This window comes from Photobacterium sp. (assembly GCF_033720175.1).
Classification (GTDB): Bacteria; Pseudomonadota; Gammaproteobacteria; order Enterobacterales; family Vibrionaceae; genus Photobacterium.
Genome location: NZ_JAWWDA010000027.1, coordinates 1 through 15911, shown reverse-complemented (window position 1 = coordinate 15911; position 15911 = coordinate 1). Strand labels below are relative to the sequence as shown.

The window sequence follows — 15911 nt, the reverse complement described above, 5'->3', positions numbered from 1 at the left end:
CTTAGCTAAAAAGTTAATCTTTAGCCAGATACGCAAATATCAAGCCAGCACTTAACCCATTAATAAGTAATACATTAAAAATAGCACTCTTTTTGTTGCACCAAAATATTGCAACAATCACAGCATATATGCACAAATCTGGCGCAGTCTTTTAAGCTATTGCAACTCGTGCACTGTATTGTCGCGTTCAAAGGTTTCGGGGATGATGTGGCGGTGCTTCTGATGCAACTATAATATCCTTCATAAGAACGGGGCAATCACTTCAACACACAACCAAAATTAAAAAACGGCGCCCATAACACACCGTTTTTAATTGCGTATAACCAGCCGCATCAGCGTAACTAACAGCCCTTCTCTTCTAAAAAAGAGATAAAGAGGACTAGGTCATGGGGTTCTCTCATACTATAGCCATCACCCTGAGCTGAGCATCTGGTAGATATAATTGCTTAGGTCGACACTCCCTTAACTCTAGCACCTCTGTTTTTGCATCCAGTTGTGATAGCTCCTTCTTCATATCTGCGAGTTCTCTCTCCATATAAGAAATATTGCGTATTAGCATCTTTCTTTCCATCATCCATTCCTTATGCATCAACTGTTATATCAAGGTAACAAAAAAAGGTATAAAGCTAAAGAGATAGGCACCTCAATGTTGCCTTTTCCTGTTGCATAAATATCAACGATTTACTAGTAATTAAGTATTGTTGTCTTTCAGTTACTTCGCCAACTTTTTCGCCGCCACACACCCGTTTTAATTAATAATAGATATCAATTCATTTATTACATGGAAAAGGCAGAGTAGATCACTGGTTAGGCACTCATTAGAATCAGGATGAGGATGATTTTTGTGTTATGGAAGATGCTATCTGACATATTAATCATGGAGGAGGATGTAATTAAAGCCACCGTCTAAATGTGGCTTTAAATATTACAAATCAGTTCATTATTTACTATTTTCAACTGCTTTTTGTATTGCAGGACCAATTTGACGCTTACGTGATGTCACCCCGTCCAAAACAAGCCAGCCATCAACCGACTTACCTTCAAACGCTACTTTCGCAATGGCCAAATCGGAAGCATCAATCCATAGCAAATTAGCACGTTTATTTTTTGTATCGGTTACCGAGAAAAATAGGTAATCAAGCTGATTGTCTTTTTTATAAGCTTTCATGGAAGTAATGAAGTCATCACGGCGGTCCAGTAGTTGCTGAGCTGTCAGTGTTTCTGCCACACCAATTCCCACTTTCTTTCCGCCATACGTGAAGTTTTTATAATCCATAGTCAATATTTCATCCGCACTGACATGACTAAGATCTGATTTAGCCTCTAGCATTTGCTGACCAAACGCTTGCATATCTTTAATACCTGCCAGTAACGCAAGTTTTTCAGCATGGGTACGATCATATTGTGTGGTTGTCGGTGATTGAAATATAACCGTATCTGACAAAATTCCTGCCAAGGTTGTACAAGCCAGCGGCTTCGGCAGTTCAATGCCTAAACCTTCGGCACGATCAGCTAAAATTGTCGCAGCAGAGCCCCATTGACGAATATCAATTGCAGCAACCTGGGACATATTCACCGGACTACCACCAATCGCATGATGATCAACAATGGCAACAATGCTGCTTTCATCAACAGTCTGATGTAGTTGTGTGTTTTGATTAAAATCAACCAGTCCTACATCTTTCTGACTAAAATCGTACCATTGCTTCGGAACGTCCGCCTGGCAATAATCTAAAACAAATTTACTTTCGAGGTTAATGGGCTCAGACACAGCAGCCGTGCCACCGTATATGTGAGCAGCAAGCATCGCTGAAGTCACTGAATCGGTATCAGGACTAAGGTGCCCAGTCCAAACAAGATTTTTTGTGTCATTCTGTTGAGGCGCTGTTAATTCAAACGCTACAGTATTTGAGCTTGCAAAAGCCAGTAATAGAATAATGCTTTTCGACTTCATTATTAATTCCTTTATTATCAAACAATTAAGATCAAAGGAATATATTTTAGCTTTATGGCAAACTTATGATACAAATTTAAACTTATCTCACTGTTTTTATTGCAAATATATTATTACGCTCGCAAAAACAAAACTCAGGACTATTAATCAAAAGCATTGAGGTTCTGGTGTCTCTCGCGCTATTATGTGAATAGCGTATTACACTTAACGCCGGAAATTCTTCATCGAGATATACTGCGATTCAACTGGTTCTGCTCTAGGGCTATCGTAACCGTAAATGTCTTCACGCATCTGCAGTGCATTGTGCTCATCAATCCAAGCTGTCAGGTAAATGAAATCAACTCCTAACCGCTTTGATAGATAAACCGTATCTGAATTATTATTATTCACCATGGCACTATATGGCGCAATATTACTCCGCCGCTGAAAATCGATAATAAAGTTTGCCAAATCTTCTGCTTTTTCAACTCGAACACAGCCTGAACTAAAGTTACGCTTCGTTTTTCCGAACAATCCGCGTGTCGGCGTATCATGCAGAAAAATTGAATAGTCGTTCGGCATCAGAAACTTCACTTTTCCTAAGGCGTTATTCGGACCTGGCCCTTGCTGGAATTCATAGGGAAATGTTTTGGGGTTTACTGATTGCCAGTCAATTTGATCAACCGGAATTTCCGTACGATCACGCCAGCTTTTCAAAATCTGCATGTTATGCTTAACAAGATAGTCACGGGAACGTTTTACATTAGGCACAATATCCTTTCGTTTGATCGTTACTGGTACATTCCAGCTCGGATTGATAACCATGGTATTAATTGACGATGAAAACAGATTTGTTGGCCGCGTTGATCGTCCGACAATAACTTTTGACTCAAAAACTACCTCGTTGCCATTGAATATTCTGAGCATATAATCAGGAATATTCACCCAAATATGCGGGATATTATCGACATAGTTTGTCACGCGACTACGTTGCAAGTTAAGTGCTATGCGGCGGGCAATCTCATCATACGGCATGGTTAATCTCATAGCCGTTTCAAGCCCTATAATCCCGTCGACAACTAACCCATGACGCCGTTGAAAACGTTTGATACTGTCAAAAACAACGCCTGAATTATTAATAGATTCGCTCTGAGAAAGCCTTTCAAAATCTGACTGATTCAGATCACCTTGATCATAAAGAACGCGGATTACCCCCTGACCTGCCGTTATTATCCCACCTTGATGAATCTCTCTCTGTAAGCGAAAAGAGGATAACGAATGCGATGGCAGTTTCTGCATCTTTTCAACGATAACCATAGCTTGTTCAAACTTTGTATTTTGCGGGCGTGATGACTGTAATTTTGTCAGGGTCAACGGAAGCATGTGCTGGCTCAGCATCACATTAGATTCATTCGAAATAGTTAATGGCTCTGTTTTGAATAATGTACTGCGATCTCGCTTGATCTGAGCCAGATACACTTGATAAACGTAATAGCTATCCGTCGCGAGCAGATCATACGCTCGCTGATCTGTGCGTAATGCCAACGTCCGTAATTCTGACAGACGTTCTGATAAACCGGGTACCATTTCGGTATCAGCAACAGATTTCAGCTGCAATTCAAGCTCTTTTCTTAACGCTTTTTGTTGCCAAAAGGGATAGAAATTATTGGCCGCATAAGCGTTTTCTGATAGCTGAGCAAAGCACACTTTCGAACCTGTTGACGGGCACAGCTTTCTACTGCTGTTAACGGCAACATTATCCAGGTAAGACCAACTCAGGAAATTTTCGCCAGCGGAGGTACCACCGGACAACAATAGAAAAAACAGCACTAAAAATTGGCCGTACCACTGAAGAAAAACACGCTTATGATCAAACATCGTCAACGTGATCCTTATCTATGGAAAATGAAAAATATTTGACATCACCCCATGGTAATTGCCTCAATCAACAACGATTGTCATGGTTAGAAAATCCCTGATCTTTTTGTTTGCTCATTATATATTTAGACAAAAAAACGTCATTCATACAGTTAAAGTGGATTATATTTTCAACACTATTTTTCCAAACTTACTCTTTCCCTCCGAAAAATAAATGTCAATAATTTGACGAAGCGGCTGATTTTCATCAATAAAACGAACTTACCCAACACCAGAATTTATTCAAAACCAGGCATTAAAAATAATCACAAAAAAGTGATTTTTTTAACGTATTACTGGATAAAAAAGTGTGAGAAGGAACTGCGAATTTCCATTTGGAAAATATCTAATTCTATGTTTTTCACTTTTGGAAAGCTGAAGCAAGCGTTACCTTATAACCATATTAGTTATATGGATTTGTGCTATGACCTTGCAGGCTAAATTAAAACAGATTGTTACTGATCCGACGCTTTCACCTAAGCAAAAATCAAATTTTCTCGCCTTAGAAGCTGATGCAAGCTTACCTTGCCCGCCCGTCTCTAAAAGGGTAAAAACCGCTATGGCGGCAGGTATCATCTGCGACATGTTTGAGGGCAATGCTCCATTCAAGCCGCGCTACGTTCTGCCTGATTACGCAAAATTTCTTCAGCAAGGTTCGGAGTACCTGGAATTACCACCAGCAACTAATTTTGACGAAGCACTGAACGCTTTAACCATTATTTATCATCATGTGCCTTCTGTGACCAACATCCCCGTATATCTGGGTCAACTTGATGAACTCTTAATTCCTTATATTTACGATCTGGATGAAGAGGCCATTTATCGAAAAATCAAACTGTTCTGGATCATGCTTGACCGTACCCTGCCCGATGCCTTTATGCATGTGAACATCGGCCCAAGCGATAACATCATCTGCCGCACCATTCTCAAAGTCGATGCCGAGCTAAAACAAATCGCGCCCAACCTGACGTTTATGTACGATCCGACAATCACACCAGATAATCTATTGCGGGTCGCAGCCAGCAATATCTGTGAATGCAGCAAGCCACATATCGCTAACTACCCTCTGCATGCCAGCGCTTTCGACAATAAAGGCTTCGGTATTGTCAGTTGTTATAACTCATTACCACTGGCGGGGGGTGCCAATACCTTGGTTAGAATGAATTTAAAAGAGGTTGCACTGCTAACAGAAAACATCGATAGCTTCTTTGCAGAAACCCTGCCCCATTACTGTCAAATCATGTATGAACTGATTGATGCCCGGGCAAAGTTCCTCCATAACGAATCCCACTTTTTCGATAGCTATCTGGTCAAAGAAGGCCTAATTGACGAAAACCGATTTGCACCAATGTTCGGCATTTATGGGATGGCCGAAGCCGTGAACATTCTAATGGAAAAATCTGGCTGCAACGGCAAATACGGTCTTGACGAAACCGCAAACCAGTTAGGCCATCAAATCTCAGCGGCATTGGATAAAATTGTGAAATCAACCCCGGTAACTTACGGCTACCGTGATCGGGCGTTGCTTCACTCTCAGGGCGGCATTAGTCTTGATGAAAACGTGACTCCGGGCGTTCGTATTCCCTATGGATCAGAGCCGGATCCGGTTTCTCACATTCAGGCCTTAGCTGAGCACCATCAATACTACACATCGGGTATCAGTGAAATCCTGACCATTGATGAAACCGTTAAGTCCAACCCTGAAGCGATGTATCAGTTGTGCAAAGGGGCACTGAATCTGGGTTTTCGTGAGTTCACGGCGAATGTCGCATCTAATGATTTAATGCGTGTAACAGGTTACATGATTAAGCTATCTGATATTGCGATGTTTAAAGAACAAGGATCTCGTACCAATACCACAGGGTTAGGCGCAGAAGCGGCTGAAAAGACCGGGATCTTAAATCGCAAACCACGAGTCGCCAGTCATGAACAGTCTCCTTGCTATGTTAATGCAGGATGATGAGAGTGGCTGTAAATAAAGCGACGGTCAGTAAAATTCTGACTTTCTCTTGCGTTGACGGGCCTGGCAACAGGCTCGTTATTTTCCTGCAAGGGTGCAACTTCAACTGCCAAAGTTGCCATAACCCCCATACGATTGGGCACTGTAATAGTTGTGGCGACTGTGTTTCGCAATGTCCGACTCAGGCGTTATCACTAGATAGGCAAGTACAGTACGACCAAATTTTTGACGAGCAAGGTTTAAATGTACATAAACATGCAACCCGAGTTCGCTGGGACGCTTCGCTCTGCAACCATTGTGATCAGTGTTTAGCGGTATGCCCGCAACAATCAAGCCCGAAAACCCGGCAATATTCGGTTGCAGAAATGTTGGCAGTGATCCGACAAAATAGTCTGTTTATTACCGGCATTACCATAGCGGGGGGAGAAGCAACCCTACAGTTAACGTTTATTACGGCACTGTTTGCAACGATTAAATCAGCGCCCGATTTGCAGCATTTAACTTGCTTGGTCGATAGCAATGGCAGCCTCAGCAGCACCGGTTGGCAAAAACTGCTTCCCGTCATTGATGGCGCGATGATCGATCTGAAAGCCTGGCAACAGGAAACCCATATATGGTTGACCGGCCGCAATCATCATCGTGTATTTCAATCTATAGAACTATTAGCCAGACACCGTAAGTTATATGAGGTGCGCTTACTTCACATTCCCGGAATAACGGATTTTGATGCCGAAATCGACGAGTTAGCAGGCTACCTGAATAAACTACCAACCGAGACTCGAATTAAGCTCAATGCTTTTCAGCATCACGGGGTTACAGGAGAGGCTCAGGAGTGGGCTGTCTGTCTGGAAGGCGATATCAACCAGCTGGCAGCCGGACTCACCTCTCGCGGGGTGAGAAACTTGGTATTGCCTGCGGTTTATGTTTAAGAATAGCTTGAAAATGCAGGCTATTCATCTTTACAGCATTGCTTTATCTGCTCATACATCCATCGATGCGCGGGATCATTCATACTCGGCTGATGCCAGACTAAGCTATAGGCCACATCCCCGTAATTAAAGGGTAATGGTTTGGTGGTCAACCCTTTTGCCTGAAAAGCGATTTGTGCCCAACGCTTCGAGCAGGTAAAGAGCAGATCACTATGGTGACACATCAGTGCTGCACCGCCGAAATCAGGAACGGTAATAATAGTTTTGCGTTTTTGATGCTGTTGGGCAAGTTGTAATTCAAAGAAAGGAACATTCAGATCGCTATCCATGATCCCGATATGACCGAAGCGCAGGTAATCTTCAATGGTTAAGTTCTTACCGGCTAGAGGATGAGACGGATTCATCAGACAGACCATTTCATCATGAATTAAGGTCTCCCATACCAGGTTGTTATGCGAGCTCGGTGGCTGGCTTCTGTCATGAGGCAGCATAATAAAATCAAGCTGACCTTTAGATATTCCATCAAAGCCTACGCTATCTTTTGACCAGATATCTAACCGGATATTCGGTGCCTGAGCGAGCACCTGGGCACTGAGCTTAGCCGCCAGTAATTCAAAGGTACTTTCACGCATCGCCAGTGAAAAACGGCCTTCATAACGGAACGGCTCAAAAGCTTCCTGCGTCATGATCTGGTTCATGTCATTGATCATCTGGTGCACTGTGGGGCCTAGTCGCCGCGCAAGCGGTGTAGCGACTAACTTGTTCCCATGACGGTAGAACAGTTCGTCATTCAAATTTTCCCGTAACTGACTCAATGTCTTACTTACTGATGACGGGCTCAGGCATAATCGTTCGGCACTGGCCGTCACACTCAAGGTATCTAGCATGACATGAAGCGTTATCAAGTGCTTCATACTGATCCGGGAAAGCTTGATCAGATCCATTAAACCGTACTCCATTCGTTGGGTTCAGAATAAAAACCGACAAAAAAGCCGCGAGCAAGTCGCGGCTTCTTTTTAACTTATACTATGCGATTACCGAATGCCGTTAAGAAACTCAGCACGTGTCGCAGGGTTTCTTTTGAAGATACCGCCCAGTGCCGTTGTTGTCGTCACACTGGTTGCATCCATCACACCGCGTGCTTTTACGCAATAATGCGTCGCATCAATGGTGATCGCAACGTCATCACTTTCCAGCAATGTTTGCAGGGCAACTAAAATCTGTTGGGTCATACGTTCCTGCACCTGAGGACGCTGGCCAAAGAAGCGTACTATACGGTTTATCTTTGACAAACCGATGATCTTACCACGCGGAATATAAGCGACAGTCGCCTTACCATCGATCGTCACCAAATGGTGCTCACAGGTACTGGTAAGCGTAATATCTTTCACTCGCACCATTTCATCACAGTTCATCTTATTTTCGATCACTGTGATTTTCGGAAAGTTTGCGTAATCTAATCCGGAGAACACTTCATCCACATACATTTTTGCAACACGATGAGGTGTTTCCATCAGGCTGTCATCTGCTAAGTCCAACGAAAGCAGCCCTAAGATCTCGCGCACATGGTATTCGATCTTTTCTTTTTTCTCTTCGCGACTCACAACTTTGTCAGTCATTGGTGTTTCAAGTCCGCGAGCTTCAAGGGCTGCACGCACCTTTAATGCAGATTCGCTTAATACCGTCATTCTTCGCCTCCAACTGGCCTGGGCTTAAATGCAAAAACGTGCCCAATTCATAATGTTTATCTGAAATCACTACGCCAGTGATAAATCTGACCGAAGGATACCTGCAAATAAAAACAATTACACCACGTAAATGATAAGTGAATAGTTCAAACACCTTTTTTTTGTCATAATAACCCTTTACTGAGCCTATAACTTATAATTAAAGACGGACACCAATATGGGATGTTGTGACACTCCAGGTCTAATGCCTGTTGAAACGGCTTTGAACAAAATTTTGGCCGATGTTAAGCCTTTGGAATCAGCTTCTGCTGTTTCTCTTTCCGACGCTATGGGGCGTGTCATCGCAGAAGATATCCTCTCCCCCATTAATGTGCCGCCATTTGCTAATTCAGCAATGGACGGCTATGCAATTCGTTCTCAGGATCTGAACACTACCGATACGCTGATTCTTGCTGGTAAGTCATTCGCAGGCATTCCTTTTAACGGTGAATGGTCTGAAGGCCAGTGCATTCGTATTATGACCGGCGCACAGATGCCTGAAGGTGCGGATGCGGTTGTCATGCAAGAGGAAACAGAAGCTAACGACGATCAAATCCGTTTTCTGATCAAACCGCCTGCTGATGATAATGTTCGCCCGATTGGTGATGATGTTCGCCTCGGTGATGTGGTAATCGCTAAAGGCACGCGTATTACAGCACGTGAAATGCCGCTGCTGGCCTCTTTAGGTGTTGCAACGGTCAACGTGATCGCGCGCCCTAAAGCGGCATTTTTCTCAACCGGTGATGAACTGCGCCCGGTAGGTGAACCATTAGACGCTGGCCAGATCTATGACAGCAACCGCTACGGTATTCGTGCTCTGCTTGAAAAGTTCGGCTGCGATGTTATCGATCTGGGCATTATTCCAGATTGCCCGGAAAAACTGCGAGAGGCCTTCACCAAGGCAACGAACGAAGCCGATGTAATAATCACTTCTGGTGGTGTAAGTGTCGGTGAAGCAGACTACACCAAAGACATTCTTGATGAGCAGGGTGAAATTGGATTCTGGAAAATCGCAATGAAGCCGGGTAAACCATTTGCTTTCGGCACGATCGAAAACACCTGGTTCTGCGGCCTGCCAGGTAACCCGGTATCCGCCATGCTGACACTGTATCAACTGGTACAACCGATGCTGGCTCAGCTGTCTGGCCATTCTCAGTATCAACCACCGCAGCGCTTGAAAGCAAAAGCAACAACCGTCTTTAAAAAGCGTCCGGGGCGTACCGACTTCCAACGCGGTATTTATCAGATCAACATTAATGGTCAGTTTGAAGTGGCAACCACCGGCAATCAGGGATCTGGCGCATTCAGTTCGATGCACCAAGCCAACTGCTTCGTCGTTCTTGAACAAGAACGCGGGCGAGTTATGCCAGGTGAAGACGTCACTATCGAACTTTTCAACCACACGTTGTATTAATGTGAGTAAAGAGTAGAGAGTGGAGTTTCTCGGTACCAACTACTCGGCACTCAAAACTCTATTGAACAGGACCGCATTGTGATAGAACTTTCTGATGAAGAAATGCTTCGTTATAACCGCCAGATCATTCTTCGCCAGTTTGATTTTGATGGTCAGGAAGCGCTGAAATCTGCGTCTATGCTGATTTTAGGTGCTGGTGGTTTAGGTTGTGCATCAACCCAATATCTGGCGGCTGCAGGGGTAGGCAAGCTCACCCTGATCGATGATGACAAAGTGGAAGTTTCAAACCTTCAGCGACAGGTGCTGCATAACGACAATACCGTTGGGCAGTTAAAAGTGGAATCCGCCAGATTGGCACTAACCACGATTAACCCCTACACCCAAGTCGACACTATTGCTAAGCGATTACGTGACGATGAGCTTTTAACGTTAATCGAACAGCACTCCGTTGTGCTTGATTGCAGCGATAATGTTGAAACCCGAAATCAGCTCAACCGCTTATGTCATCAGAAAAAAACACCGCTGATTTCGGGGGCCGCTATCCGTATGGAAGGACAGATCAGCGTTTACACGTATAAAGACGATGAGCCTTGCTACCAGTGTTTGAGCGCCCTGTTCGGCCAGCAATCTCTGAGCTGTGTTGAAGCGGGGATTATGTCTCCTGTCGTTGGCATCGTGGGTGCCATACAGGCAATGGAAGCTATCAAAGTCGTCGCAAATATGGGCAATCCGCTAACAGGTAAAATCCTGATGCTGGATGCAATGTCGATGAGCTGGCGTGAAATGAAACTAACCAAGCAGCCAACTTGTTCAGTGTGCCGCCATAGCTAGAAAAAAAGAAAGGAAGCAATATGCTTCCTTTCTTTATCACCCGTTGTATATAGATTGCTTTTTATTCAAATTTTTCAACCCAAGGTGTAATTCGAACATCAATGCGACGGTTCTGTTTACGCCCAGATGCAAGTTTATTACTTGCAATAGGGCTTAGTTCACCAAATCCATATGTATTAATACGCTCAGGATCAACCCCTCTTAAGACGAAGAATTTCAATACCGATTCTGCGCGTTTAGCTGACAGCTCCCTGTTATATACCTTACTGCCAACACTATCAGTATAGCCTGCAATAAATACTTTAGATTTTGGGCTATCCGCCAATAAAGAAGAAAGTTTTTCTAAAGAATCATGACTATCACTACGTATATATGCACTATTATTATCAAAACTTTTATCGCCATTAAAAACGATAGTCACCTGATCCCCTTCTCTTTTAACCGTTCCAATTGTTGGTGGAATTAATTTACGAGCTTGTTTGAAATTATAACTTACAAATGTCTCAATATCATTTTTAATGGCTCTTTCCCTAGCAGTATCACTACCAGTCGATTGACACCCAACAAGCAGTATTGACACTAACATCAAAATTCCGATTTGTATTTTAGCCATGAACCTATTCCTATCCAAGTTTCTATACGAAAGGCTATCAAACCAACTCGTTAATTACAGAGCAAAAATTATTATAATGGAGTCACTTCACAAGTAAATTCTAGGAAAACATAATTTACATTGATTTTCTTATATTTTTATAATGTCAAAATTGTTATTACCTTCCTTTTCCAACCAATAAACAGCACTGAGAGAAAATAAAAACATTTGTTTTGTCAGGAAAGTCGCTTTTAAAGTAAAAAATCAACCACAAACACTTAAAATATAAATACATTTAAATTATTGGGGGGGTACTATGGTTTATGATAGTTTTATTATTAAGCTAATTAATTAGGTAAATCTCATACGTTGGCGACCAGTTATCAGAGCAATGAACATATTTTTTCATCATTTTTATTCAAAATCAGTAGAATAGCCCACTTAGTAACTACCAACTCCCCGTCGGTACGCCGTGTTCATCAACATAAGCTTTATCTTCAGCATCGAGTTCAGGAAATATGAAATCTTCTGGTACGGGAGTTACTGCGGCCTGTACTTTAAACTGCAGTTCATTTTCAAAACATCCGCCATTTAAAAAGACTGAAATCATCCCGTCAGGCGCTAATCCTAACAATATATTGTCTTTATAAGGTCTTAAAAGATCGAGACTACCGCAGCGAACATCGTGATAGACACGCATTTCTTCCCGGATTGACTCAGGAATTGTAATTGATTTTTCGAAAGCCATTTTATTAGCCAATGAATACCACTGAATATAAATAATATAAGGTAACTCTTTACTTTTTATACTATACCCTGCGCTAAGTCTTTCTACTCCAGCCCACGATAGTGGATTATTTGAATATGGTGCATATCCACCAATCATCGCTCTCCACCCGTTTTTTTTACTTTCTCCTAAGACCAGTGCTTTCTCCACTTTTGCACGATAATGTTGTGGGGTTGCTGCTGTCACCGTCCACTCTTCTAGCTGGTGGCCTCTCAACGAACAACTCGATAATAGCAATAGCACATTAACAATTAATATAAATTTCAAACTGGATATCCTTGTTGTGGCTTATGCGTAAAGATCATTCGTTCACGTTCTTTATTTTTTATTCTTGGCTTCATCGGGTAAATAACAAGTGTTGGTGACCAATTATCAGAACAGTGAACATACTGTTTCATCATTTTGTCTTTTAATTTACTTGGTAGATGCTGGGGGATCATACCCTCATCATTCTGCTCAATTTTATTTTTATAATATTGATACAACTCATTAAGATCTGAGTTTAACGTTTCGCTTGGTTGATCTAATGGTACTCCGAACTTTATTGCCAAATCTCTCATGACATAATAAGCAACTAACTGCAAATCACCGTTGACAGTCCGCTTCATATCTAAAGTGGCGATATACAGTTCATTGTCATTGCCACCCATCGGTCGACGTTGTACTTTCGGAAAATACTGCGCGATGGAATCGGTATACTCACTATATAACTTTTTGCTATGAGTGATTTTATCTGCTGCTTGTTCATTAAAAGTGCCTAAAGCCCAAGATTCATTTCGGCGGATCGTTCTTGAGTAAGGCCGCATAATGGCGACATGCTCTTCTCCATCACGGTAACCACCGCCAATATCGGAGTGTGCCCCTAACAAGGTGATTTCTTGATGATCGGGTTTGACGGAATTTAGTGCGAAATTATGACGATACTCATTTAAGGCCGTTAACTGAATGACTTTTTTTGCGATACCTCTCGGTAAGTATAAGTTAACCCCTCTGTTTTTATCATTTGAGCCATCCAATAGCTCATCATAACGACCGATAGCGGCAACGGTATCAAATAAACCGATGAAGTTAATTTCACTTTTAACTGTACTATCAAATCCAGCTTCTTGATAAAATTGACCTTTTTCTTTCTTATAAACATCATTGGCAAAGTGGCGAGCTGCCGCAGCTCCCCGACTAAAGCCAAAGATATCGAATACGAACTTACTTTGAGATTGGGAAATCTTCTTATCACTAATTATATTGCGAATGCTCATAATTGCATCTTCAACTCGCGCAACAACCCCCCTGTCCCCCATGCCTGTTGCCAGGTCGAACATTTCATCTTCGGTACCCGATTTAGTACCAACCCCTTCAACATAAATTTTAAATAGCTTCTTTTGAGGATTAAAAGGAAAGATGTTTAATAATCGACCAATATTGGTTGTCGAATTATCATAGCTGCCTCGCTTTGAGTCAGAAATATCATCTACTTTTTCGCATACATCTTTTTTATCTTCGGTAATACCTGTGGCCTCACACAGCATACGCATGGCAACATTAAATGAATTATTGCCTGTACCATCAAAAAACACACCGAATCGAATTTCAGGTTTTGAATAGTCGCGAATTTCTATGACATAGCTCTCGTTACTGCACAGAACGACAGCATCAGCCTGATCCGAGTTATGTTCTTCAGATAATGGGTTTTCAGGGGGGTGTTGCCAGAAGTCTCCCATTGTAGCGTTCAGGTATTGTTTACTGACGCCGCTAAAACCGGGCTCTTTCGTCGCATAATTTACAACCTCTGATGGTGCATCTTCTTTACGAGCAGTGCGCTCTTCCACCATTGCAATCAGCTCATCCGTCGGCATGGTGAGTTTAACCGGACCACTTACAATATTTCGTATCAGGTTAGGTCCTTGGCTCAAACGCAGTATTTGTTCCCCCCCCACAGCATCTTCAATAGTGACATCAATACCGCTATAAGGTTGATTGTGCTCATCTCGAAAATCGATTTCTATCCAGTTTTCTGCTCGTTCGCAGGGAATACAATGTTCACTCATCTCTGATTTTCCCTATATGCATTAATTGCTGAATATCACTTTGCTCAAGCATCCATGCATCAAAAACAGGTTGATTATGCCATTGTGTATTGTGTGCGAAATTATTCGCAGCATGCGCTTCTAGTAACTCGCCACGTAAATTGTTCTTATAACTCTGCGCTAAGAAAGTACTCAATTCTGCTTGAATATCACTTTGCTGCATTTTATTTTTCATCAGTTCAGGTAAGCGCTGCCAAAGCAACCGTTCAACAATCCACGCATGGTGCTCGGGTGAGTAGTTATGCCCTAAATGATGCGGAGCAATAACCCACCATGGTTCTATAGAGCGTTCAATCATGGCTGGGGGTTTCTGCTTCGCCGTAACAGGTGGTATTGACGGAATATAGAGTTGGGATGACGGCCCCATAAAGCGCAATTGTTCTTGCTCTGTAAATAACGAGAACATGCGGCCAATCACGTTAATGTCGTAAAAACGAAAAAGTACGATTTCCCCGTCAAGACCTGCCAGCAGCAAACTTTGCCAATGTATACGAATCGTCTCTTCGTCAAACGATGAGCTAAAAAAGAACCCCGGTAGTGATTCCTGGTATGTATCAATAAACGTGCTTTGCCGTGAAATTGGCAGAAGCCAGGGCCCATCTTGCCTACTCGATTCAAAATCCGTTCCCGAATACAAAGGGAAAGCATCAGATCCGTCCTGTGTATAAAATTCAGAAAGCACTTCTCTGTCACTTAGTGGATTAACGATGGCATAGAGCTTATCGTGATCATCGATGCCATTTAACCAACTCTGTATTATCATGTGTCAGCCCCACAAGGTTTTATCGCCACAGCATGTAGCTTTGTCGCATTGATAGCCGCACTGGGGTTAAGCTGCATAGGTAGATCGCCTGCTGTACTTGGGGCCACATTGCCTGGCAATTGCGCTGCCTGTGCAGCTGCTCCACTACCCCGGCCGGCACTGCCGCCGGAGTTCATTTTCACCGTCGGCCCGAGCAATGTCACACCTGACGGATCAACTTTGATAAAGCTGCCACCGGCCTTGATGGTGATTTCTGCACCGGCTTCGATTACCACTTTTTGTCCCGATTTCACATGAACTTCAGTGCCCGCTTCAATCAGTTGTTTATTGCCGATTTTGGTGTGGACGGTTCCGTCGATGATATGGTGGCTATCGCCTTTGACGGCTTCAAACTGATTGCCGTTTACGGTGCTGTGGTTGTCGACCTTGACTTCCTGAAAGCGGGAATCGTGTACGGTGAGGTGATCGGCATTGAGAATTTCGTCCTTACGATCATTTTCGACCTGAACATCCATGTTCTTGGCGGCATGAAGATAAAGCTGTTCATTGTCTTTTTTGTCTTCAAAGCGCAGCTCATTAAAATTACCGCCACCCACGCTTGATGAGGTTTTAAAGGTGCTGCGGGTTTTGTGCTCTGGCAGATCATACGGTACTTTGTTTTTACCGTTGAACATCGCGCCGGTGATTATGGGTTTATCCGGATCGCCATGAATAAAACTGACGATCACTTCGTGGCCTATGCGCGGCAAGATAAACTGACCATAACCGTTGCCGGCCCAGCCCTGTGATACACGTAGCCAGCAACTGGTTGTTTCGTTCGCCTGCCCTTCCCTGTCCCAGTGAAATTGTACTTTTACCCGCCCAAGCGCATCGCAGTAGATCTCTTCACCAGCAGGACCGGTGACAATGGCGGTATCGATGTTATGAATATACGGCTTGGTAATGGGCTCGGCTCGAAACGCGGCTTCCCACGG

13 protein-coding genes are annotated in these 15911 nt (G+C 43.1%); 4 read left to right on the top strand and 9 right to left on the bottom strand.

All coding sequences use genetic code 11. The features are described 5' to 3' along the window. Nucleotides 1–940 precede the first annotated feature (940 nt). Both R3289_RS20065 and R3289_RS20060 read right to left on the bottom strand, forming a co-directional pair. A complete protein-coding gene (locus R3289_RS20065) occupies nucleotides 941–1954 on the bottom strand; it encodes a manganese-dependent inorganic pyrophosphatase (RefSeq protein WP_318927693.1) in 1014 nt (337 codons plus the stop codon). 204 nt (nucleotides 1955–2158) lie between these two features. After that, nucleotides 2159–3811 carry a L,D-transpeptidase family protein gene (locus tag R3289_RS20060; RefSeq protein WP_318927681.1) on the bottom strand — a complete coding sequence of 551 codons (1653 nt, stop codon included), beginning with the start codon at nucleotides 3809–3811 and terminating at the stop codon, nucleotides 2159–2161. Between the two features lie 463 nt (nucleotides 3812–4274). On the opposite strand from R3289_RS20060, the gene R3289_RS20055 reads away from it, so the two are divergent. Further along, nucleotides 4275–5810, top strand: coding sequence for a YjjI family glycine radical enzyme (locus tag R3289_RS20055; protein ID WP_318927680.1), 1536 nt, complete (start codon nucleotides 4275–4277; stop codon nucleotides 5808–5810). After that, nucleotides 5807–6739: a YjjW family glycine radical enzyme activase gene (locus R3289_RS20050; RefSeq protein ID WP_413466729.1), complete on the top strand. Its 933-nt coding sequence runs from the start codon at nucleotides 5807–5809 to the stop codon at nucleotides 6737–6739. Before R3289_RS20055 ends, R3289_RS20050 begins: the two co-directional genes overlap by 4 nt. Nucleotides 6740–6759: 20 nt before the next feature. Here R3289_RS20050 and R3289_RS20045 read toward each other — a convergent pair whose 3' ends face one another. Together R3289_RS20045 and folE are read right to left on the bottom strand one after the other, a co-directional pair. Beyond that, complete coding sequence (locus R3289_RS20045) at nucleotides 6760–7683, bottom strand: LysR family transcriptional regulator (protein ID WP_318927679.1); 924 nt, start codon at nucleotides 7681–7683, stop codon at nucleotides 6760–6762. A 90-nt stretch (nucleotides 7684–7773) separates the two neighbouring features. Further along, on the bottom strand, nucleotides 7774–8427 hold the full coding sequence (gene folE, locus R3289_RS20040) for a GTP cyclohydrolase I FolE (protein WP_318927678.1): 654 nt from the start codon (nucleotides 8425–8427) through the stop codon (nucleotides 7774–7776). Nucleotides 8428–8644: 217 nt separating this feature from the next. Between folE and moeA the strand changes: the two genes are divergently transcribed. Both moeA and moeB read left to right on the top strand, forming a co-directional pair. Continuing rightward, on the top strand, nucleotides 8645–9880 hold the full coding sequence (moeA, locus tag R3289_RS20035; RefSeq protein ID WP_318927677.1) for a molybdopterin molybdotransferase MoeA: 1236 nt from the start codon (nucleotides 8645–8647) through the stop codon (nucleotides 9878–9880). Nucleotides 9881–9958: 78 nt separating this feature from the next. Then, entirely contained in the window at nucleotides 9959–10711 is a 753-nt protein-coding gene (gene moeB, locus R3289_RS20030) for a molybdopterin-synthase adenylyltransferase MoeB (RefSeq protein WP_318927676.1), read from the top strand. Nucleotides 10712–10772: 61 nt separating this feature from the next. Here the strand turns inward: moeB and R3289_RS20025 are convergent, their stop codons facing one another. From R3289_RS20025 to R3289_RS20005, 5 genes are all read right to left on the bottom strand, one after another. Continuing rightward, the gene (locus R3289_RS20025; RefSeq protein ID WP_318927675.1) at nucleotides 10773–11324 is read right to left on the bottom strand and encodes an OmpA family protein; all 552 of its coding nucleotides are present in this window, start codon (nucleotides 11322–11324) and stop codon (nucleotides 10773–10775) included. A gap of 427 nt (nucleotides 11325–11751) precedes the next feature. Continuing rightward, complete coding sequence (locus R3289_RS20020; RefSeq protein WP_318927691.1) at nucleotides 11752–12333, bottom strand: DUF2931 family protein; 582 nt, start codon at nucleotides 12331–12333, stop codon at nucleotides 11752–11754. Nucleotides 12334–12353: 20 nt separating this feature from the next. Beyond that, nucleotides 12354–14135 carry a DUF2235 domain-containing protein gene (locus tag R3289_RS20015; protein WP_318927674.1) on the bottom strand — a complete coding sequence of 594 codons (1782 nt, stop codon included), beginning with the start codon at nucleotides 14133–14135 and terminating at the stop codon, nucleotides 12354–12356. Continuing rightward, nucleotides 14128–14937, bottom strand: coding sequence for a DUF4123 domain-containing protein (locus R3289_RS20010; RefSeq protein WP_318927673.1), 810 nt, complete (start codon nucleotides 14935–14937; stop codon nucleotides 14128–14130). Before R3289_RS20010 ends, R3289_RS20015 begins: the two co-directional genes overlap by 8 nt. Then, nucleotides 14934–15911, bottom strand: a 978-nt coding sequence (locus R3289_RS20005; RefSeq protein WP_318927672.1) for a type VI secretion system Vgr family protein, incomplete at its 5' end; no start/stop codon positions are given. The genes R3289_RS20005 and R3289_RS20010, both read right to left, overlap by 4 nt.